Genomic DNA, 19,771 nt, shown 5'->3' with positions numbered 1-19,771 from the left:
GACTGTGCAACCGACCGTGGCCCTCACGCATGTCCGCTCCCGCCATTGACCAAGCCCCGCAACTGGTCGCGCGCCATATCGAGCCGCGCGACGGGTTGTTGCTGGCCGTGATGGCGGCGGCTCTCGGCGCCTCGATTGTCCTGGGGTTGAGCGTCGGGGCAGGGGGCTGGAACTGGGCCATCATCGAGCAGTTGCGCATTCCGCGCGTGCTGGCCGGCGCCGGCGCCGGCGCCTTGCTTGCCGAGGCGGGCCTGGCCATGCAGCTTGTGTTGCGCAACCCATTGGCCGATCCGTATGTGCTCGGCGCCTCTGCCGGAGCGGGTATGGGTGCCATTGCGATGCTGGTGTGGTTCGGCGGCCTGCTGTGGCTGGGTAGCGTGGGCGGAGCGCTGTTGGCGCTGGGTCTGTTGATGCTCCTCGGCCGCCGCGCCTTGGCCAGCCCCGACGACGAAGCCCCGGCCCAGCTTATCCTCATTGGCGCCATGCTCTCGGCCGTATTCGGCGCCGCCTCCACGCTGCTTCTGGCGCTGGTGCCTGACCAAAGCCTGCGGGGGGCCGTGTTCTGGCTGGTGGGGGATCTGGCAGGCGCGCGATTTGGCGCCTGGCTTTGCCCGCTTGCGCTTGTGCTGGCAGGCGCACTGGGCCTGTGGACGCGTGCCCTGGATCGGCTGGCATTGGGGAGCGAGCATGCCTGGTTGCTCGGCGAGCCTGTGCATCGCCTGCGCCTTGGCTTGGTCCTTCTGGCCGCCCTGGCCACGGGTGCTGCCGTGGCTGAAGCCGGGGCCGTCGGTTTTGTGGGTCTTGTCGTGCCCCATGTACTGCGGATGTTCGGTGTGGTGCGCATGCGCCAGCAAAGCTGGGCCGTGCCCATGCTGGGCGGCGCCCTGGTGCTTGCGGCTGACGCGCTGGCGCGCGGCGTTGCCATGCCCTATGAGCTTCCGGTGGGGGCCATCACGGCGCTCATTGGCGCTCCGGTGTTTATCGTGCTTCTGGTGCGGCAACCGCGATGAGTGCGACTGCCGCGGCCCTTGCGGTCGATCGCCTGGACCTGCGCATCGGCCGCCGTCTGCTTTTGCGCCAACTCAGCCTGAGCGTGAGAAGTGGCGAGCGCTGGGCTTTGTTGGGGCGCAACGGCGCGGGCAAGTCCACGCTGTTGCGGCACATGGCGGGTCTGGGCACAGAGCCCTTGCCGGTGACGCTGCAAGGTCGGGCGCTGGCTGCGCATTCGCCGCGGGAGTTGGCGCGCGAGCGCGCCTTCCTGCCGAGCCAGCCACGCGACCGCTTCGGCATCGCCGTGCTGCATGCCGTGATGCTGGCGCAGGCCAGCGCCGACGAGCAGTCGGCCTTGGCCTGGCTGCAGCGGGTAGACGCCAGCCATCTGGCGCACCGCCACGTGCTTGCGCTGTCAGCCGGCGAGCGCCAGCGCGTGGCGCTGGCCCAAGTGCTGGCGCAGCGCGCCCCTGTCCTGCTGCTGGATGAGCCGGTGAGCTTCCAGGATCCTGCGCATCAAGGTTTGGTCGCCCGTTTGCTTGGTGAACTCGGCGCGCAAGCCGTCGTGTTCGCGGCGCACGATGTGAACTGGGTGGCGCACCTGGCCACCCATGTGCTGGGATTGGTGCCGGGCGGGCAGTGGGTCGCTGGGCCGGTTGCTGAAGTCCTCAATGCACAAACACTCGAGCGGCTTTACCGGTGCGGCTGGACGCGCGTGGAGCGCCCCGACGGGCCGCCATTGTGGCTACCGCTTTGACGATGCCGGTGCCGATTGGCCGTCAACCTGCCGAGTGTGCGCGATGGCCGCGCACAGCTGCGCCACGCCATCAAGCACGCGCGCGCCCATGCGCGGCAGCAGGTGCGGGTCAAGCAACAGCAGCTGGCGGTGGCGCACGGCGCTGATTTGCCCGTACTGCATCCACGCGTCGAGCGCAGCCCGGTTGCGGCTGGCTGCGACGATGAGTTGCGGATCGGCTGCGATCACCGCCTCGCGGCTGACGCTCGGCGCCAGAACCGGTAGGGTGGCGAACGGATTGACGCCCCCGCACAGCGTAATGACCTGGTTGAGGAGTTGCGGACCGCCCACCGTCATCAGCGGATCGGGCCACACCTGGTAGAACACGCGCACCGGTGGCTGATGCGCATAGCGCGCGCGCTGGACAGCCAGGCGCGCATCAAAGGCGCGTGCCCAACGCGCTGCGGTGGGCATGGTGCCCGCGAGTTCGCCGATGCGCTGCACAGTCGAGGCAATTCCCTGCAGACTGTCAGTCTGGCTCCAGTACACGGGAACGCCCAGGCGCTGCAGGGCATCGACCTGACGCGGTGGTGTTCCCGATCGCCAGGCAAGGATCAGATCAGGTTTGAGCGCGACGACGGCTTCCAGATTGATGGCGAACGCATCGCCCACGCGCGGCAGGGACTTGGCTGCTTCCGGCCAGTCGGCTCCGCGAATGGATGCGATCAGCTCCCGGCCCGCACCGGCCGCGTCGGCCAGCTCCACCAATTGCGGGGATAACGCAACGATGCGTCGCGCCGGATGGGAGAGCGCGACCCGATGTCCGCCGTCGTCGCGTACCACGATTGCGGCTTGCGCGGCCTGTGCGAGGGTGCAGGCGGCCAACACCAGCAGTCGGGCGCACAGGCCGAGCCGGTACAGGGGCAACGGTCGCCTGGGATCGGATCGGGACCGGGGCCCGGATGCACTGCGCATGGCTTGGGAGCTTCGCATCATGCTTTCGGCTGGGGTGTCTTGGGCTTGTAGGGGCACAGGTCGGCAAGTGCGCAGCGCCAGCAGTCCGGTTTGCGGGCCTTGCAGACATAGCGCCCATGGAGGATCAGCCAATGGTGGGCATCGTGGCGAAAAGGTTCCGGTACCACCTTCAACAGCTTGGTCTCGACCTCGAGCGGGGTCTTGCCGCGCGCCAGGCCCAAGCGGTTGGCGACGCGGAAGATGTGCGTGTCCACCGCCAAAGTTGGCTGGCCGAAGGCAACATTGAGCACCACGTTGGCCGTCTTGCGCCCCACGCCAGGCAGGGCTTCGAGCGCTTCGCGCGAGGCTGGAACATGCCCACCGTGCTGCTCGACCAGGATGCGACTGAGGCCGACAACGTTCCTGGCCTTGGTTCGGTACAGGCCGATTGTGCGGATTTTCTCGGCGACCCCGTCCTCCCCCAGCGCCACCATGCCCTGTGGGGTCGGGGCCGCGGCGAACAACCCCTGGGTGGCCTTGTTGACGCTCACGTCGGTCGCCTGCGCGGACAGGACCACAGCGACGAGCAGCTCAAACGCATTGCGATAGTGCAGCTCGCTGCGGGGATGGGGGTTCGCCGCCTGGAGCCGGGCGAACAGGGTCTCGATGTCGGCTTTGTTCATGATGCGGAATTGTCGCTGGGAATCCCGATTGACCGCAGTCACACGGACTGCGTCCTGTCAGCGTGGGCGACTTGCCTGGCGCAGGCGCGCGCGCTCGAGCGCTTCGGCGATCATGGATTGTTTGCGCTGCTGCTCCAAGGCGCCAGCAGCGGAGTCGGTCTTGTCTTCGGGTGGGCCCGGGCGGCCCAAGGCCTTGTCGCGCAGGCGCTGTGCACGCTCGCTGGCGACGCGCTCCAGGCGGGCTTTGCGTGCTGCATAACGGCGCCGTGCATCGTCGGCTTGTTGCGTGCTCCAGGCGGCCCAACCCGTTTTGTCGGCATGATCCGCCTCGGGCAAGGGCAGCAGACTGATGCAGTCGGTTGGACAGGGTGCAAGGCAGAGCTCGCACCCTGTGCACCAATCGGCAAGCACGGTGTGCATGCGCTTTGCCGCCCCGGCAATGGCATCCACGGGGCAGGCCTGGATGCAAAGCGTGCAACCGATGCACCAGGCCTCGTCGATCACCGCAACACGGCGCGGCAATTCGAGCCCGTTGGCCGGATTCAGCGGCTCGACGGGGAGACGGGTGATGGCGCCCAGTCGCACGACGCCTTCAGCCCCGCCAGGGGGGCATTGGTTGATCTTCGCCTGGCCCGTGGCAATCGCTTCCGCATAGGCGCGGCAATCCGGGAAGCCGCAGCGGGTGCACTGGGTTTGCGGCAGCGCGGCGTCGACGCGCTCGGCCAGGCGAGCTTGTGACGGGGAGAGGCTCGGACTGGACATGCGCAAAGCTCTCAGACCGCGAGCCTGCAGCCCGAATCGCCTCCGGTCACCGCGTCAGGCCGTGCGGCGGCGTGGCGCTGCGCTGCGCCCGGCGCCTGCCCGATGCGCAGCGATGAAGTCCCGTACACGCGGATAGGCCAGCTCACGCCATCGGCGGCCGGCAAAGATGCCATAGTGACCGGCGCCGGGGACCGTGTAATGCGTGCGATCCTCGGCCGGGATGCCCGTGCACAGATCGTGCGCGGCCTGCGTCTGGCCGGCGCCTGAAATGTCGTCGAGCTCGCCTTCGATCGTCATCAGCGCCGTGGAATGGATATCTTGCGGGCGCACGAGCTCGCCATTGACGGTCCACGTACCCGTGACCAGCGCGAACTCCTGGAACACCAGGTGGATCGTGTCCAGGTAATAGTCGGCATCCATGTCCAGGACGGCGTTGTACTCGTCATAGAAACGCCGGTGGGCATCGGCGTCATCGTCGTCACCGCGCACCAGGTCCAGGAAAAAGTCGTAATGCGATTTCATGTGCCTGTCGGGGTTCATCGCGATGAACCCGGTGTGCTGCAAAAAGCCGGGGTAGACGCGGCGTCCAGCGCCAGGGTAGTTCACGGGCACGCGGTAGATGACGTTGGACTCAAACCACTCATGGCTCTTGTTCATCGCCAGGTTGTTGACCGCCGTCGGTGATTTGCGCGCATCGATGGGTCCGCCCATCATCACCATGGTGCGCGGCGTCGGCTCACCCGCCGAGGCCATCAACGAAATGGCGGCGAGCACCGGTACGGTTGGCTGACAGACCGAGATTACGTGCACATCCGGTCCGATATGGCGGATGAACTCCTGGATATAAGCGACATAGTCGTCCAGCGAGAACGAGCCCTGTTCGGTGGGCACCATGCGTGCATCAACCCAGTCGGTAATAAACACCTTGTGATCTTGCAGCATCGTGCGCACGGTGTCGCGCAATAGCGTGGCGTGGTGGCCCGACAGGGGGGCCACGATCAACACCGTCGGTTCGGTTTTCAGGCGATCGAGGATTTTCGGGTCGTCGCTGAAGCGCTTGAAGCGCAGCAGGCGGCAAAACGGCTTGCTCACCGCCACCCGCTCCTGGATGGCCACTTCGCGCCCGTCAATCTGCACGGACGTGATATCGAACGACGGCTTCTCGTAGCTCTTGAGCAGTCGGTGCATGAGCTCGTAGCTCGCCGACATGCGCTGTGCTGTCGGGGTCTGCGACAGGGGCCACAGAGGATTGGTATAAAACTTCGAGGCCGCTTGCGCAAATTCAGCAAGTGGACTCAGCATCGCCCGTTGCGATTCGTACCAGTCGTAAACCATGGTTGCTCCTTGTGCAATGCAGCAATTTTACGCCGGCGCAGTCGTTCACGCGCGGCGCAGCGCTCTTTTCTTTATTGCATTGCCGCAGCCATGGCTTTGGCGACATAGTCGATGTTGTGGGAGTTCAAGGCTGCCACGCAGATGCGCCCGGTGCTCACGCCGTAAATGCCATGCTCGGCGCGCAGCTTTTCCATCTGCTCGGCGTTGAGGCCGGAATAGCTGAACATTCCCTTTTGACGGGTGATGAATCCCAGGTCCGCCTTCACGCCTTGCGCCTGGAGACGGTCCACAAGCGCCACGCGCATGCTACGGATGCGCTCGCGCATGCTCGCCAGTTCCTGTTCCCATTGCGCGCGCAGAGCCGGAGTGGACAGCACCATGGCGACCACTTGGGCGCCATGGGTGGGCGGGTTGGAGTAGTTGGTCCGGATGACACGCTTGAGTTGGGACAGGACGCGCACGGCTTCATCCTGGCTGGCGCATACGATGCTGAGGGCCCCGACACGCTCACCGTAGAGCGAAAAGCTCTTGGAAAACGAGGTGGAGACGAAAAAGTCCATCCCGCTTGCGACGAACTGTTGAATCACTGCGCCGTCTTCGGCGATGCCTTCGCCAAATCCCTGGTATGCCATGTCCAGGAAAGGCACCAGGTCACGCGCCGCCAGTGCGGCAATGACCTGCGTCCACTGGGCGGCCGTGAGGTCGTAACCGGTGGGGTTATGGCAGCACGCATGCAACACCACGATGGTGCCGGGGGACGCCTGGTTCAGCGCGGCCAGCATGGCATCAAAGGCGATGCCGCGGTTGGTTGCGTCGTAGTACGGGTAGGTGCCGACGTCAAAGCCCGCAGCCTCGAACAAGGCGCGGTGGTTTTCCCAACTCGGGTCTGAAATCAGCACCCGCGCTGCGGGGTTGAGCCGCTTGAGGAAGTCAGCGCCGAGTTTCAGCCCGCCGGTGCCGCCCAGGGCTTGCGCGGTAACCACGCGCTTGGCCTTGAGCGCCTCGCTCTGGGTGCCGAAGACAAGGGACTGCACAGCCTGGTCATAGGCCGGGATTCCGTCGATGGGCAAGTAGTTGCGCGGCTTGGGGCTTTCGGACAGCAGGTTTTCCGCTTCCTTCACGCATGCGAGCAGCGGCAATTTGCCGTTTTCATCGGTATACACGCCCACACCCAGGTTGACTTTGTTGGGGTTGGGGTCGGCCTGGAACTGTTCATTCAGGCCCAGGATCGGGTCGCGCGGAGCCAAGTCGACACGGGCAAAAAGCGATGCGCTCATGGGTGTATGTTGAAAAGGATGGATGTCTCGGAGGCCGCCGGGCGCAAAATGTGAACTTGTGGTTCGCAATGTGCCGCGTTGGCCGGAATTTCCGATTTTAGGCTGCATGCGACGCCCAAGCCCGTTCCGACCCCACCCATGTCGGGGATGCGCAACGTTGCAAGCCCCCACTTTGAAGCACGCCATGCCCAGTCTTGCCATTGTCGAACCTGTCCAACCGCAAAATCTGGTGCGTTTCGACGACTCGCCTTTCCAGCTGAACCAGCCCTATGCGCCGGCGGGGGACCAGCCTGAGGCGATCGCCAAGCTGGAGGAGGGGCTGCGGGATGGTCTGAGCTTTCAGACCCTGCTGGGCGTGACCGGCTCGGGCAAGACCTTCACCATGGCCAATGTCATTGCCCGGCTTGGACGCCCAGCCATCATCTTTGCGCCGAACAAAACGTTGGCGGCGCAGCTTTACAGCGAATTTCGGGAGTTCTTTCCGAAAAATGCCGTGGAATACTTCGTCAGCTACTACGACTACTACCAGCCCGAGGCCTATGTGCCCCAGCGCGACTTGTTCATCGAAAAGGACAGCGCGATCAACGAGCACATCGAGCAGATGCGCCTGTCCGCGACGAAAAGCCTGCTGGAGCGGCGCGACGTGGTGATCGTGGCCACCGTCAGTGCAATCTATGGCATTGGCAATCCGGCTGACTACCACGCGATGATCATGACTATGCGCGTGGGCGACCGGATGGGGCAGCGCGACATCATCGCGCAGCTCGTCCGCATGCAATACAAGCGCAACGACGTGGAGTTCACGCGCGGGGTGTTTCGCGTGCGCGGCGATCAGATCGACATCTTCCCCGCCGAACATGCCGAGCTGGCGATCCGCGTGGAACTCTTCGACGATGAAATCGAGTCCCTCACGTTGTTCGATCCACTCACCGGCATCACGCGGCAAAAGATTCCGCGCTTCACCGTTTACCCCAGCAGCCACTATGTCACGCCGAAGGCACGCGTGCTGGCCGCCACCGCAACCATCGAGGCCGAGCTCAAGACGCGATTGAAGGAGCTGGCGGGTGCCGGGAAGCTGGTCGAGGCCCAGCGCCTGGAGCAGCGCACGCGCTTTGACCTGGAGATGCTCACCGAGATCGGTCACTGCAAGGGCATCGAGAACTACACGCGCCACCTCTCGGGTTCGGCGCCGGGAGAGCCGCCGTCCACCCTGGTGGATTACCTTCCACCGGATGCCTTGATGTTCCTCGACGAGAGCCATGTGCTGATTGGCCAATTCAACGGCATGTACAACGGCGATCGAGCGCGCAAACAGACACTGGTGGATTACGGCTTTCGTCTGCCTTCAGCGCTGGACAATCGTCCGCTGAAGTTTGCCGAGTTCGAGCGCAAGATGCGTCAAGTCGTCTTCGTTTCGGCCACGCCGGCGGCCTACGAGCGCGAGCATGCGTCGGACGTGGTGGAACAGTTGGTGCGTCCTACGGGGCTCGTGGATCCCGAGATCGAAGTGCGACCCGCCACGGCCCAGGTGGATGACCTGTTGGGCGAGATCCGCCTGCGCGTGAGCGTGGCCGAGCGTGTGCTGGTCACCACGCTGACCAAGCGCATGGCCGAGCAGCTCACCGAATACCTGTCCGACAACGGGGTCAAGGTGCGGTATCTGCACTCGGACATCGACACCGTGGAACGCGTGGAAATTTTGCGTGACTTGCGCCTCGGTCAGTTCGACGTGCTGGTGGGCATCAATCTTTTGCGCGAGGGTCTGGATATTCCCGAGGTGTCGCTGGTGGCCATCCTGGACGCCGACAAGGAGGGCTTTCTGCGCTCGGAGCGCTCGCTCATCCAAACCATAGGCCGCGCGGCGCGCAACCTCAATGGCAAGGCCATCTTGTACGCCGACGTCGTCACGGAATCCATGCGGCGGGCCATCGACGAAACCGAACGGCGTCGGGCCAAGCAGATTGCCCACAACACGACTCACGGCATCACGCCGCGCAGCATCGTCAAGCGGGTGCGCGAGCTCATCGATGGTGTGTACGATCAGTCGGGCAGCAGCGCGCGCTCGCAAGCCCGTGCCGAGCAGGAGCAGGCCCGGTTTGAGTCACTTGACGAAAAAGACGTGGCGCGCGAAATTCGGCAGCTTGAAAAGCGCATGCTCGAACATGCCCGCAATCTCGAGTTCGAGCAAGCGGCACGGGCGCGTGATCGGCTGGCCGAGTTGCGTCGCCGAGTGTTCGGAGCGGGTGACGACCACGATCTGGACGCGCAGACGGGTTAGGTCCACAGAGTATCGAGCGAAGGCGCGCCATGGCCACCCATGCAGATTTGCCCCCATCACGCAGGCGTGTCCTGGCCGCGCTGAGTGCAGCCGCTGGGTGTGGCGTGCTGTGCTCGTGCGGTGGCGGCTACGTCGTGGTCGTGTGGGGCAACGTGCCCGTTGTTTCGGCCTCGCAGCCCTCGCCAGCGCAGCCTGCGCCTCGTCCCCTTGCCACCACCTACGCGCGCGACCTGGTCCATCCCTGGAGCCTGGCTTTTCTCCCCGACGGCACGGCGTTGGTCACCGAGCGGCCCGGGCGAATGCGCCTGGTGGGCATGGATGGTCAGTTGTCCGCGCCGGTCTCGGGTCTGCCAGCTGTGGATGCGCGCGGGGAAGGGGGGCTGCTCGATGTGGCGCTTGACCCCAATTTTTCCCTCAACCGGCTGGTGTATTGGAGCTATGCGGAAGCAGGCACGGGTGTGGATGTCGGGCGCAACGGCACGGCGGTGGCGCGCGGAGTGTTGAGTCCGGACGGCTCGGCGCTAAGCGAGGTGCAGGTGCTGTTTCGGCAAGTTCCCAAGGTCGACAGCACTGCGCATTTCGGTTCGCGCCTGACCTTTGCTCCTGACGGCACGCTGTTTGTCACGCTCGGCGAGCGCCTGAGCAGGCGCGAGGATGCACAGAACCTGGCCAATCACCTGGGGAAGGTGGTCCGCATCCGCAGTGACGGCAGCGTGCCCCCGGATAACCCCTTCGTCGGGCAGGCGGGCGCCGCAGCCGAAATCTGGAGCTTGGGCCATTGCAATGTGCAGGGTGCGGCCGTGCACCCGGCAAGTGGCGAGCTCTGGACGAGCGAACATGGCCCGCAAGGAGGGGACGAGGTGAACATCACGCGCGCCGGGCGCAACTTCGGCTGGCCGCGCGTCTCCTACGGGTGCGAGGAGCGCGCGCCCGTGGGAGCGTGCATTCCGGTGGGCGGGCAGACGGCGGCGCCCGGGCTGGAGCAGCCCCTCACGTACTGGGCGCCCGCGCCCATCGCCCCCAGCGGCATGGCGTTTTACACTGGAGCGCTGTTCCCCCAGTGGAGGGGTAACCTGTTTATCGGTGCGCTTGCCGGACGCGCGCTGTGGCGCTTGAGCCTGGACGGCGATGGCCTCGTCGCACGCGAAGCCCTATTCGCGGAACTCGGTGAACGCATCCGCGATGTGCGGCAGGGCCCCGATGGTGCGCTTTACCTGCTGACCGACGATGAAGTCGGGCGAATCGTGCGCATCCACACCTGACCGGCGCGCGACAAGCGCCGTTCAGGGCGGGGAAGGATAGTGCGGATGCCACGGGCATTCTTGTGGGGCTTGTGATTGGTTCTCTGGATGCTGTATATTTATCCTGCAATCAAGGGCGAGACACGCCCGAATCGCCTGTGAAGTGAGTGGTGCAGCAATGCCGACAGCAGCAGGAACCCGCCGAAGCGACTCATTCCGTCTCAAATCCGGGATGAGCGCCGTAGGAATCCCCGTCCTTTAAGCCGGGGAGGATGTCAAAATTAACCATTCGACTTTGCATGAGCCAATTTTGCGTGTTGTTCTGCTGCATGGGCAATATCTGCCGTTCACCCACGGCCGAAGGCGTCTTCGAGGCGTTGGTTGCACAGGCCGGGCTAGGCTCGGAGGTGCGGGTCGACTCGGCCGGGACCCACGCATACCATGTCGGCGAGCAGCCGGATGCGCGCAGCCAACGCCATGCTCGCACGCGTGGCTACGACCTGAGTCGCCAGCGCGCGCGCCAGGTTTGCGATGCGGATTTTGAAACGTTCGACTTGGTCTTGGCGATGGACTGGGACAACCTTGCGCTGCTTGAGCAGCTCTGCCCGAATGAACACCTCCACAAGCTGCGCCTGTTCATGAGCTTCGCGCCTGATGCCGGGAGCGCGGTGGTGCCCGACCCGTACTACAGCGGTGCGGACGGGTTTGAGCGCGTGCTGGACTTGGTGGAAAGGGCCAGCCAGGGTCTGCTGGCTCACGTGCAGCAACGCTTGCGCGAACGTGACGCGCAAAGCGAGCCCACCTGAGGCTGCAGCGGTGACGGCTCGGCGCCAGGCATCAAGTGGCTGTCGCCTTCAAAGCGGTCTGACCCCGGAACGGGGCATGCTCGCGCAGTTCGTCCAGTTGCGAATCGATTGCCAGATTTTCCCTCTGCAGGTACTCGTCGATGGCCGTGTGAAAGCGTGCATCCGCAAGCCAGTGCGCCGAGGTGCAGGTTACCGGCAGCAGGCCGCGGGCCATCTTGTGCGCGCCTTGGGCGCCACCTTCGAAGACTGTATATCCGCGCTCGATGCAAAACTCGATTGGCTGGTAGTAGCACGCCTCAAAGTGCAGATTGGGAACGTGGCGCAGCGCGCCCCAGTAGCGCCCATACGCACGGCGCTGTTCAGGATCGAGAAGGATGAGCGAGGCGGCGATGTCTTGCCCGGCCTGCTCGGCAATCAAAAGCAGCACGTGATCGGGCAGCTGCTCGCCGATGGCGCGGAAAAAGCTCAGGTTCAAATATGGTGGCGAGCCATGCGCAGCATAGGTCGCGTCGTAACAGCGCGCGAAGTGCGCCCAGTCTTCGGGTGTGGCGTCGTAACCGGTCAGGCGCCGAAAGCGCACCCCGGCTTCAACCACCTTGCGTCGTTCCTGCCGCACCTTCTTGCGCTTGTCGTGGCTCATCGAACCGAGAAAGGCGCCGAAATCCGGCCAGGGTGGGGCGGCCTCATGCCAGTGGAATTGCACGGCGTGCCGCAGCAGCAATCCGGCCTCGGCGCACAGCTCACGCTCGGCATCCGTCAGGAACAGCAGATGAAGCGAGGACAGACCACCGTGGCGGGCCAGATCAAGCATCGCTTGCAAGAGGGCCCTTCGCGCGGGCGTGTCACGTCCCAGCAGCCGTGCGCCCGTGACGGGCGTAAAAGGCGTGGCCGACAGCAATTTGGGGTAGTAGTGCAGGCCGTGGCGCGCGTAGGCGTCGGCCCAGGCCCAGTCAAAAACATACTCGCCCATCGAATGGCTTTTGGCATACAGCATGCACGCAGCGGCGAGCCGGCCCTGGGGGTCACGCAGCTGCAGGACCAGCGGCTGCCACCCCGTCTGCGCGGTCGCGCAGCCGTGCGTCTCGAGGGCTGCCAGCCACGCATGACGCTGAAAAACCGTACTGTCGGGCGTGGCCGCAACCAGTGCGTCCCACTCGGCGCCAACGACCTTGGCGATGCCTTGGACCATCTCAATGCGAAAATCCTCTTCCATGTCCCTATCCATCGCTATTGCTCAGTTCAACGGTACCGTGGGCGACTTGGCCGGCAACTGCAAGGCCATCGTGGCCATGGCAGATCGTGCGCATGCCCAGGGTGCAACCGTGTTGCTCACCCCGGAGCTTGCGCTGACCGGCTATCCGCCCGAGGATTTGCTCTTGCGCCCCGCCTTTTTACAGGCTTGCAATGCTGCATTGCACCAGCTGGCGCATAGCCTGGCGCAGTATCCGGATTTGACCGTCGTCGTGGGGCACCCTCACGTGCCCGGTCATCAGGCCGATGTCCGCACGCCATCCACGCAGCAACCGCTGCGCTGGAATGCCGCTTCCGTGCTGCGCCGCGGGCATGTCGAGGCCACCTACGGCAAGCTCGAGCTGCCCAACTACCAGGTGTTCGACGAGAGGCGCTATTTCGCGCGTGCTGGCGAGCCGGTGGTGTTTGAGGCCGGCGGCGTGCGCTTCGGCGTGAACATTTGCGAGGACGCCTGGTTTGCGGAAGCCCCGCGTCGGGCACGCGAGGCCGGTGCGCAGGTCCTGCTTGTACTGAACGCATCGCCGTTCCATTTGGGCAAAAGCGGCGAGCGCGAGGCCATCATGCGCACACGTTGTCAAGAAACCGGCATGGCCTTGGCATTCGCCCATGGTGTTGGTGGGCAGGACGAGCTGGTGTTTGACGGCGGATCCTTCGTGATGGACGCAGACGGTCGCGTCCAGGCGCGTGCACCGCAGTTCGATGAGGCGCTGTTGAGCGTTACCCTCGACGACGCCGGCTTGCCCCAGCCGGGGAGCTTGGCGACCGTGCAGTGCCTGCACGCTCAGGCCTGGGGCGCGCTCGTGACCGGCACGCGCGATTACGTGCAGAAGAACGGATTTCCTGGCGTGCTGATCGGTTTGTCCGGCGGGGTGGACTCGGCCCTGGTGTTGGCCATCGCCGTGGACGCCCTGGGGCCACAACGCGTGCGCACAGTCATGATGCCCTCGCCATATACCGCAGACATTTCCTGGATTGATGCCCGGGAAATGGCGCAAGGCCTGGGTGTGCGATACGACGAGATGCCGATCACGCCGATGTTCGACGCCTTCCGCACGACGCTGCATCCGCTGCTGACTGTGCGCAAGGACGATACAACGGAGGAGAACCTGCAGGCGCGCATCCGGGGCACGCTGATGATGGCGCTTTCGAACAACACCGGCTGGATGGTGCTGACGACGGGTAACAAAAGCGAGATGGCGACCGGTTACGCCACGCTGTATGGCGACATGGCCGGAGGCTTCGCCGTGATCAAGGACGTGCGTAAGACGCTGGTCTGGGAACTGGCGAGCTGGCGTAACGCGGTGGCCGCGCAACAAGGGCTGGCGCCTGTGATTCCCGAGCGCATCATCACCCGGCCACCCTCGGCCGAACTGCGCCCGGACCAGACCGACCAGGACAGTCTTCCGCCGTATGCGCTGCTCGACGCGATTCTGGAGCGCTATATGGAGAACGATCAAAGCCCGCAGGAGATGCTCGCCGCGGGGCTTCCCGCTGATGCCGTGGCGCAAGTTCTGCGTCTGATCAAGATGAATGAATACAAGCGCCGGCAGGCCCCGCCCGGGGTGCGCATCACACACCGGGCGTTTGGGCGCGACTGGCGCTACCCCATCACGTCACACTGGCTCGAAAGCGTGTCGGCGGTGGCGCCGCAGGGTCAGCAGGATGCAGGCCGGATCGGTTAAGCTCGGAGCGAAGACCGAAACGAAATCCATCAACGACTGCGACGAGGACATCCATGAAACAGATCACCGCCATTATCAAGCCGTTTAAACTCGACGAAGTGCGTGAGGCACTTGCCGAGGTGGGCGTGACGGGCCTGACCGTGACTGAGGTCAAGGGTTTCGGCCGGCAAAAGGGTCACACCGAGCTGTACCGGGGGGCGGAGTACGTGGTGGACTTCCTGCCGAAAGTGAAAATCGAGGTCGTCGTCAAGGAAGGCGAAGTCGAACCCGCGATCGATGCCATTGTCAAAGCGGCGCGCACCGGAAAGATCGGCGACGGCAAGATTTTTGTCACCAGCATTGAACAGGTCATCCGCATCCGCACCAGCGAAACGGGTGAGGCGGCCGTCTGAGCGGCACCTGCGGCAACACCATCAGATTGCTTCTCGCATGCGCCACCACGGGTCATCCTGCATGACTTGGCTGCCCGCCATGCGTTCCAGAAGCCGGGCGGGGTCGGTGTCGACAACAAGCGGGGCAAGGACCTCCGTTCGTACGAAACCCTGCTCGTGGCTTTGGGCGAGAAAGTCCAGCAACGGGTCGTAATACCCCTGCACGTTGAGCAGCCCGATCGGCTTGTTGTGATAGCCGAGTTGGCGCCAAGTCCAGACCTCGAACAATTCCTCCAGGGTGCCCAGCCCGCCCGGCAGGGCGATGAAGGCATCGGCATAGTCGGCCATCATCTTCTTGCGCTGGTGCATGTTCTCCACGATATGCAACTCGCTGAGGCCCATGTGGCCGACCTCGCGCTCCATCAGGAGTTCGGTGATCACCCCCACCACGCGCCCGCCAGACGCCAGCGCGGCATCCGCTGTGACATTCATCAACCCGACGCTACCGCCACCATAGATCAGCGTCATGGCGCGTGAGGCGATGGCGTGACCCGTGGCCACGGCGGCCTGGGCATAGAGGGGATCGGTTCCGGCGCTGGAGCCGCAATAGACGCAAACAGCATGCATGTTGACTGGACTTTCAGGCAAGGCGTGGCAGCAGGATAGCCAACCACACGACGGCGCAAAGCACCAAGGTTAGCAAGACTGCGGCACTACCCATGTCTTTCGCGGTTTTGCTCAGTTCATGGGGCTCCAGCGATACGCGGTCCACCGTGTATTCGATTGCGGTATTGAGCAACTCCACCACCGGCACGAGCAGCGCCGACCCAGCCAGCGCTGCGCGCTGCATGCCATCGTGCCCCAGCCAGAAGGCCAAAGGGACAAGTGCCAGGATCAAGGTCCCCTCCTGCCGGAAGGCTGACTCGGTGCGCCATGCAGCGCGCATGCCACTGGTTGAGTTGCGCAGGGCCTGGACCAGGCGCGCCAGCCCGGTCTTGTTCTTGTAGGGGTGGGGGGTCAATCGGGTTGCGGGTTGGGGCGATCCGCGGCACGTCGCAGATGTTGGATGAACTGGCTGGTGGCGCGCTGCCACGTGAACTGTCGGGCATGGGCCACGGCGTTCTGGCGAGGGATGCGCAGCGCGCGCAGGCAGGCGGCGCGCAGGTCTTCATCGAGGACCCCGGCCGGGGCATCGCCGATCACGTCCACGGGGCCGGTGACCGGATACGCAGCGACCGGACAGCCGCACGCCAGTGCCTCAATCAGCACCAGACCGAACGTATCCGTGCGGCTGGGGAAGACGAAGACGTCGGCCCCCGAATACACCTCGGCAAGCTTGTCCTGCGTGAGCACGCCAAGAAAGCGCACGTCCGGATACTGGCGCTGAATGCGCGGGAGCTCCGGGCCTTCACCGACGACCCATTTGGTGCCAGGCAGATCGAGCTCGAGAAAGGCATCGATGTTCTTCTCGACAGCCACGCGGCCCACGTATAGGAAAACGGGCGGGTCGCCTTCCAGGCGCTGGCCAGCGCGTGGGTAGAACACGTGCGCGTCCACGCCTCGCGACCAGATCGCCAGGCGTGACAATCCGCGCGCGGTCAGGTCACTGCGAACGACGAGCGTTGGCACAAGCGTGACGCTCGCGGCGTTGTGAAACCAGCGCAAGTAGGCATAGGTCCAGGCGAGAGGAATGGCGAAGCGTGCCTTGACGTATTCCGGAAACCGGGTGTGATAGGCCGTCGTCAGGGGAATGTCGAGCCTCAGCGCAGCGCGCCGCGCGGCCAAGCCCAACGGGCCTTCAGTGGCAATATGCACAACGTCCGGGCTGAACGCGGTAAGGCGCTGGATCAAACTGCGGTAGGGACGCCAGCTCAAGCGGATTTCCGGGTAGGTCGGACACGACACCGTGCGAAACAGACTGGGTTCAATGACCGCGACCTCTTCGCCTTGCGCGCGAAGCTGCTCAATGGTGGTTTTGAGCGTGCGCACCACACCATTGACCTGTGGGCTCCACGCGTCTGTCACGATCAGGATGCGCATGACACAGTGCCCTCCATGGCTGCGCTTTGAGTGGCGGCCACCGTGCTGGCTGGACGCAGTTCGGCCAGCACCTGTGGGCTGGCCGTCGCCGATTTCCACATCAGCAACTGCAGGTTTCCATCGTCTTGCTCGGCCACGGCCGTGAGGCTTTCGACCCAATCTCCGCAATTGGCATAGATGGTGCGACCGATGCGGCGCAGCTCGGCGCGGTGGATATGCCCGCACACCACGCCCTCGCATCCGCGCCGGGCCGCTTCCTCAGCCAGCAGTTGCTCGAAGCTGGAGATGAAGCGCACGGCGTTTTTCACCTTGCCTTTGAGGTACTGCGACAGTGACCAATAGGAAAACCCCATGCGATGGCGCACATGGTTGAGCCAGCGGTTGAGCTTGAGGGTGAACACGTACAGGGCGTCGCCCAGGTGGGCCAGCCACTTTGCGTGCATCACCACGCCGTCGAACCAATCGCCATGCACGATCCAAAGCCGGGTCCCGTCCGCGGTGACGTGCACAGCGTCGGATTGCACCTCCACACCACCGAAGTGCAGCCCCGAGTAGTGGCGGGCAAATTCGTCGTGATTGCCAGGGATGAACACGACCCGGCAACCTTTGCGTGTCTTGCGCAAGAGCTTTTGCACCACGTCGTTGTGCGCCTGTGGCCAATACCAGCCCTTTCGCAACTGCCAGCCGTCAATGATGTCCCCCACCAGATAGATGGTTCCCGCGTGGCAATGACGCAAGAGCTCCAGCAGAGCTTTCGCTTTGCAGTCCCGCGTGCCGAGGTGGATATCCGAGAGCCACAAGGTCCGGAACTGGTGTGGCGCGTGGACATCATCGACCGCGTCATGCTCGCTTGGTGGCGCCAGCGCCTGAGCGAGGAGGGCGGCGTGAGGGGCTGAGCTGGTGAGTCCGCTGGTCTGCATAGTGTCATTGCAGCGCCAGCTTGTGACAGGAGGATGACGCTGCGGAGGCGTCATCGGTCGCGCGGGGGAAGATCAGGCTAGCGTGTCAATCAACCGCGTGCCTGCCCACACGTCATGCCAGAACTGCCGATCAGCGCGCAGCTGCGAGGCTGTCGCCCACAGCGCGATCCATGCGACAAGCATCAGGAGCGCCGCCGCGTGCTCCAACCCCAGCGCCCACGCGACGGCAAGAGGGGGCAGCACCCAAAGCCACCCGAGCGCGAAGCGCAACACGGCGCGCCACAGCGAAAGGGGCAAGCCGTTTGCGTCGACAACGCGCAGGCGCCACGCGCGCATCGCGACGGTTTGCCCCCCGATTGTCCAGAAGCCGATGAAATACGCGGCCAAGGCGAGGAAGGCAGACGCTTGCAGACCATGCCGGTCCATGATGCCACTGCGCTGGTCAACGAGCAGCCCATAGATCAGGGCCGCCACCCACAGCACACCGAACAGCACGACGGACTCATAGAGCAGCGCCGCCAGTCTGCGAAACAAGGTGGGTGCCTGTATCGTCATGGCCGGTGCAGCGCGCGGCGCCTCATCGAAAGTCTGGCGCCAAGGCAACGGCTCAGGGATGGACGCTGGCCGACGCAGCGGCGGCTGGCGCAGGGGCAACGCCCTGGCGAGAGGCCGCCGATGCCAGGCGAGGCGCCACAGCAGGTTTCGCGGTCAAAGGAGCTGGCACGGTCACGTTGGGCAAGGCTTTGCCGGCTTGGGGCGAGCCCGCAGGCGCAGAGTGAAGCGGCGCAGCAGGCCGCTTCAGGCGCTGCTCGGATTCGTAGCGTCCGACATGGCCTGGCGCGTGGGGCGGACTCTTGGCCTCGCGTGCCAGTTCGTGCTTGCGAGCTTCTGGGAGCTTTTGGTAGCGCTCCCAGGCTTTTTTTCGCGTGTCGAGCGGGGCCTTGCCGGTTGCCAGAAAATTCTCCCGGGCGAGGCGGCGCTGCTGCGGAGTCATCTGTACCCATTCGGCCATGCGGTGATGCAAGGTCGCGCGTTGCGGCACGCTCATGGCTGGATAGCGTGAGGCGATGTTGAGCCATTTGCGTTTCCTGTCCGCATCGAAATGCGGCCACTCAGCCTGTAGCGGACCCAATGCCTCCTTCTGCATGGGACTGAGTTGCTCCCAGGAAGGCAGCGAATGCGTGGGCTCGGTGGCATCCACGCGCGTGGATGCCATGGCGAGCAAGATTGTGGCGAACAGCAAGCGCAGGATGAACGAGACCGAACTTGAGCGGCGACCGCGTAGCGTCGTCATCAGCCGCCCTGCTGCAGGTAGTTGGTAAACCCCGGGTCGACGTAGGCCTGCGGGGGCAGATTGTCGAGAAGCAGTGCGGTGTCGATGTCGGCGATCTTCCGCACGAAGCGTTCTTGCTGGTAATGCTGCAGCGCATACAAGCCAAACAGTAACGTCGGAATGGCAAGCAGCAGTCCCAGACGCAGCCGCCAGGACGAAGACTCCCCGGGCCCTCCAAGGGTGGCGGTATGCCCATGGATCAGCACCGGCGAACGCGCCAAGGCTTGGCGCCGCGCGCGCTGGCGGTCCACCACCATATGCCGAATGCCTTTGAGCCGCTGTACCACCTCGTCGGGCAAATGCTCGGTGTCTTCAGTCAAGCGCGCTGCGACTTGATAGCCGAAACGCGCCTCCGCCGCCCTTAATCTCAGTTTGTTGTTATCTGTGTTCATGATCAAAACCCTGTGCCTTAAGCGCCTTGGCTAGAGCGTGCGTAGCGCGGGAACAATGCGTTTTTACACTACCTTCTGAACACTCCATCGCCGCCGCTGTCTCAGCAACGTCCAGCCCTTCCCAATAACGCATGAGGAAAGCTTCGCGTTGACGATCAGGAAGTTTCTGGATTTCGACATCGAGAATGGCCAAGGTCTGGGACCGCTCCATCTGCTGATCAGGGCCTTCGAGATGCTCCGAGCCCGCCTCAAGTGCCAGCGTTTCCAGCAGATCAAAGTCGTCGCCTTCTGCGCTGCTCTGGAAGTCCGAAAGATTGCTCATCCACGTCGAGCGCACCTTGTGTCTGCGGTGCCAATCGAGGAGGGCGTTGGTCAGGATACGCTGGAACAGCATGGGCCACTCGGCGGGGTCATGGTCCGCATACTTCTCGGCAAGACGGATCATGGAGTCCTGCACCACGTCCAGAGCCGCATCTGTGCTTTGGGTTGCGAATTGCGCGCGCTTGAATGCACGCTTTTCGACGCTGCGCAAAAAATCCGAAAGTTCTTTTTCTGTGGCCACAGCCGATGGATTGCCGGTAGAGCAAAGTGGAGCAAGCCCCTAATTATGCCGAGGCGTCGCTTGCACACCCAGTCCAGCTGAGCAGGCGTAGGTCAAGCTTAGCTTGATTCGGGCTGGCCTCGCAGCTGGGCTGGAAGGAGGGTGTGTGCCATTTCGGG

The 19,771-nt window shown here is 64.2% G+C and carries 21 protein-coding genes; 7 read left to right on the top strand and 14 right to left on the bottom strand.

From position 1 onward, the window contains the following. Nucleotides 1-29 precede the first annotated feature (29 nt). Together CD04_RS0107200 and CD04_RS0107195 are read left to right on the top strand one after the other, a co-directional pair. A complete protein-coding gene (locus CD04_RS0107200; RefSeq protein ID WP_081857844.1) occupies nucleotides 30-1,010 on the top strand; it encodes an iron chelate uptake ABC transporter family permease subunit in 981 nt (326 codons plus the stop codon). Further along, nucleotides 1,007-1,747 carry an ABC transporter ATP-binding protein gene (locus CD04_RS0107195; RefSeq protein WP_038167575.1) on the top strand — a complete coding sequence of 247 codons (741 nt, stop codon included), beginning with the start codon at nucleotides 1,007-1,009 and terminating at the stop codon, nucleotides 1,745-1,747. The genes CD04_RS0107200 and CD04_RS0107195 overlap by 4 nt, the downstream gene beginning before the upstream one ends. Here the strand turns inward: CD04_RS0107195 and CD04_RS0107190 are convergent. The 5 genes from CD04_RS0107190 to CD04_RS0107170 form a co-directional block, all read right to left on the bottom strand. Then, entirely contained in the window at nucleotides 1,736-2,653 is a 918-nt protein-coding gene (locus CD04_RS0107190; RefSeq protein ID WP_051849005.1) for a cobalamin-binding protein, read from the bottom strand. The genes CD04_RS0107195 and CD04_RS0107190 overlap by 12 nt on opposite strands. Before the next feature lie 65 nt (nucleotides 2,654-2,718). Next, the gene (gene nth / locus CD04_RS0107185; RefSeq protein ID WP_031405426.1) at nucleotides 2,719-3,363 is read right to left on the bottom strand and encodes an endonuclease III; all 645 of its coding nucleotides are present in this window, start codon (nucleotides 3,361-3,363) and stop codon (nucleotides 2,719-2,721) included. A gap of 57 nt (nucleotides 3,364-3,420) precedes the next feature. Continuing rightward, the gene (gene rsxB, locus CD04_RS0107180; RefSeq protein ID WP_031405424.1) at nucleotides 3,421-4,125 is read right to left on the bottom strand and encodes an electron transport complex subunit RsxB; all 705 of its coding nucleotides are present in this window, start codon (nucleotides 4,123-4,125) and stop codon (nucleotides 3,421-3,423) included. Nucleotides 4,126-4,179: 54 nt separating this feature from the next. Then, a complete protein-coding gene (locus CD04_RS0107175) occupies nucleotides 4,180-5,460 on the bottom strand; it encodes a polyhydroxyalkanoate depolymerase (RefSeq protein WP_031405422.1) in 1,281 nt (426 codons plus the stop codon). A gap of 71 nt (nucleotides 5,461-5,531) precedes the next feature. Further along, nucleotides 5,532-6,737 (bottom strand): amino acid aminotransferase, encoded by a 1,206-nt coding sequence (locus tag CD04_RS0107170; protein WP_031405421.1) that lies wholly within the window; start codon nucleotides 6,735-6,737, stop codon nucleotides 5,532-5,534. Between the two features lie 184 nt (nucleotides 6,738-6,921). Between CD04_RS0107170 and uvrB the strand changes: the two genes are divergently transcribed. From uvrB to CD04_RS0107155, 3 genes are all read left to right on the top strand, one after another. Next, nucleotides 6,922-9,015 carry an excinuclease ABC subunit UvrB gene (gene uvrB / locus CD04_RS0107165; RefSeq protein WP_031405419.1) on the top strand — a complete coding sequence of 698 codons (2,094 nt, stop codon included), beginning with the start codon at nucleotides 6,922-6,924 and terminating at the stop codon, nucleotides 9,013-9,015. 29 nt (nucleotides 9,016-9,044) lie between these two features. Continuing rightward, nucleotides 9,045-10,277 carry a PQQ-dependent sugar dehydrogenase gene (locus CD04_RS0107160; protein ID WP_038167573.1) on the top strand — a complete coding sequence of 411 codons (1,233 nt, stop codon included), beginning with the start codon at nucleotides 9,045-9,047 and terminating at the stop codon, nucleotides 10,275-10,277. A gap of 278 nt (nucleotides 10,278-10,555) precedes the next feature. Then, the gene (locus CD04_RS0107155) at nucleotides 10,556-11,062 is read left to right on the top strand and encodes a low molecular weight protein-tyrosine-phosphatase (protein ID WP_031405415.1); all 507 of its coding nucleotides are present in this window, start codon (nucleotides 10,556-10,558) and stop codon (nucleotides 11,060-11,062) included. Nucleotides 11,063-11,093: 31 nt separating this feature from the next. Here the strand turns inward: CD04_RS0107155 and CD04_RS0107150 are convergent, their stop codons facing one another. Beyond that, complete coding sequence (locus CD04_RS0107150; RefSeq protein WP_031405413.1) at nucleotides 11,094-12,275, bottom strand: GNAT family N-acetyltransferase; 1,182 nt, start codon at nucleotides 12,273-12,275, stop codon at nucleotides 11,094-11,096. On the opposite strand from CD04_RS0107150, the gene CD04_RS0107145 reads away from it, so the two are divergent. After that, nucleotides 12,274-13,995, top strand: coding sequence for an NAD+ synthase (locus tag CD04_RS0107145; protein WP_051849004.1), 1,722 nt, complete (start codon nucleotides 12,274-12,276; stop codon nucleotides 13,993-13,995). The genes CD04_RS0107150 and CD04_RS0107145 overlap by 2 nt on opposite strands. Before the next feature lie 53 nt (nucleotides 13,996-14,048). Beyond that, nucleotides 14,049-14,387 (top strand): P-II family nitrogen regulator, encoded by a 339-nt coding sequence (locus CD04_RS0107140; protein WP_031405408.1) that lies wholly within the window; start codon nucleotides 14,049-14,051, stop codon nucleotides 14,385-14,387. Nucleotides 14,388-14,408: 21 nt separating this feature from the next. Here CD04_RS0107140 and CD04_RS0107135 read toward each other — a convergent pair whose 3' ends face one another. The 8 genes from CD04_RS0107135 to CD04_RS0107100 form a co-directional block, all read right to left on the bottom strand. Next, a complete protein-coding gene (locus tag CD04_RS0107135; protein ID WP_038167570.1) occupies nucleotides 14,409-14,993 on the bottom strand; it encodes a TIGR00730 family Rossman fold protein in 585 nt (194 codons plus the stop codon). Nucleotides 14,994-15,006: 13 nt separating this feature from the next. Continuing rightward, entirely contained in the window at nucleotides 15,007-15,387 is a 381-nt protein-coding gene (locus CD04_RS0107130) for a diacylglycerol kinase (RefSeq protein ID WP_031405405.1), read from the bottom strand. Beyond that, on the bottom strand, nucleotides 15,384-16,406 hold the full coding sequence (locus tag CD04_RS0107125; RefSeq protein WP_031405403.1) for a glycosyltransferase family 1 protein: 1,023 nt from the start codon (nucleotides 16,404-16,406) through the stop codon (nucleotides 15,384-15,386). The genes CD04_RS0107130 and CD04_RS0107125 overlap by 4 nt, the downstream gene beginning before the upstream one ends. Further along, a complete protein-coding gene (locus CD04_RS0107120; RefSeq protein ID WP_081857843.1) occupies nucleotides 16,394-17,326 on the bottom strand; it encodes a UDP-2,3-diacylglucosamine diphosphatase in 933 nt (310 codons plus the stop codon). The genes CD04_RS0107125 and CD04_RS0107120 overlap by 13 nt, the downstream gene beginning before the upstream one ends. 72 nt (nucleotides 17,327-17,398) lie before the next feature. Then, a complete protein-coding gene (locus CD04_RS0107115; RefSeq protein WP_031405399.1) occupies nucleotides 17,399-17,881 on the bottom strand; it encodes an RDD family protein in 483 nt (160 codons plus the stop codon). Nucleotides 17,882-17,933: 52 nt separating this feature from the next. Further along, nucleotides 17,934-18,620, bottom strand: coding sequence for a DUF3106 domain-containing protein (locus CD04_RS0107110; protein ID WP_051849003.1), 687 nt, complete (start codon nucleotides 18,618-18,620; stop codon nucleotides 17,934-17,936). Continuing rightward, nucleotides 18,620-19,051: a DUF3619 family protein gene (locus CD04_RS0107105; RefSeq protein WP_038167569.1), complete on the bottom strand. Its 432-nt coding sequence runs from the start codon at nucleotides 19,049-19,051 to the stop codon at nucleotides 18,620-18,622. Before CD04_RS0107105 ends, CD04_RS0107110 begins: the two co-directional genes overlap by 1 nt. After that, a complete protein-coding gene (locus tag CD04_RS0107100; RefSeq protein WP_031405393.1) occupies nucleotides 19,038-19,613 on the bottom strand; it encodes an RNA polymerase sigma factor in 576 nt (191 codons plus the stop codon). The genes CD04_RS0107105 and CD04_RS0107100 overlap by 14 nt, the downstream gene beginning before the upstream one ends. Nucleotides 19,614-19,771: the final 158 nt, after the last annotated feature.

Origin of the sequence: Thiomonas sp. FB-Cd, assembly GCF_000733775.1 — a bacterium.
Taxonomy (GTDB): Bacteria; Pseudomonadota; Gammaproteobacteria; order Burkholderiales; family Burkholderiaceae_C; genus Thiomonas_A.
The sequence above is the reverse complement of the archived record's forward strand: the minus strand, read 5'-3'. Positions and strand labels throughout refer to the sequence as shown.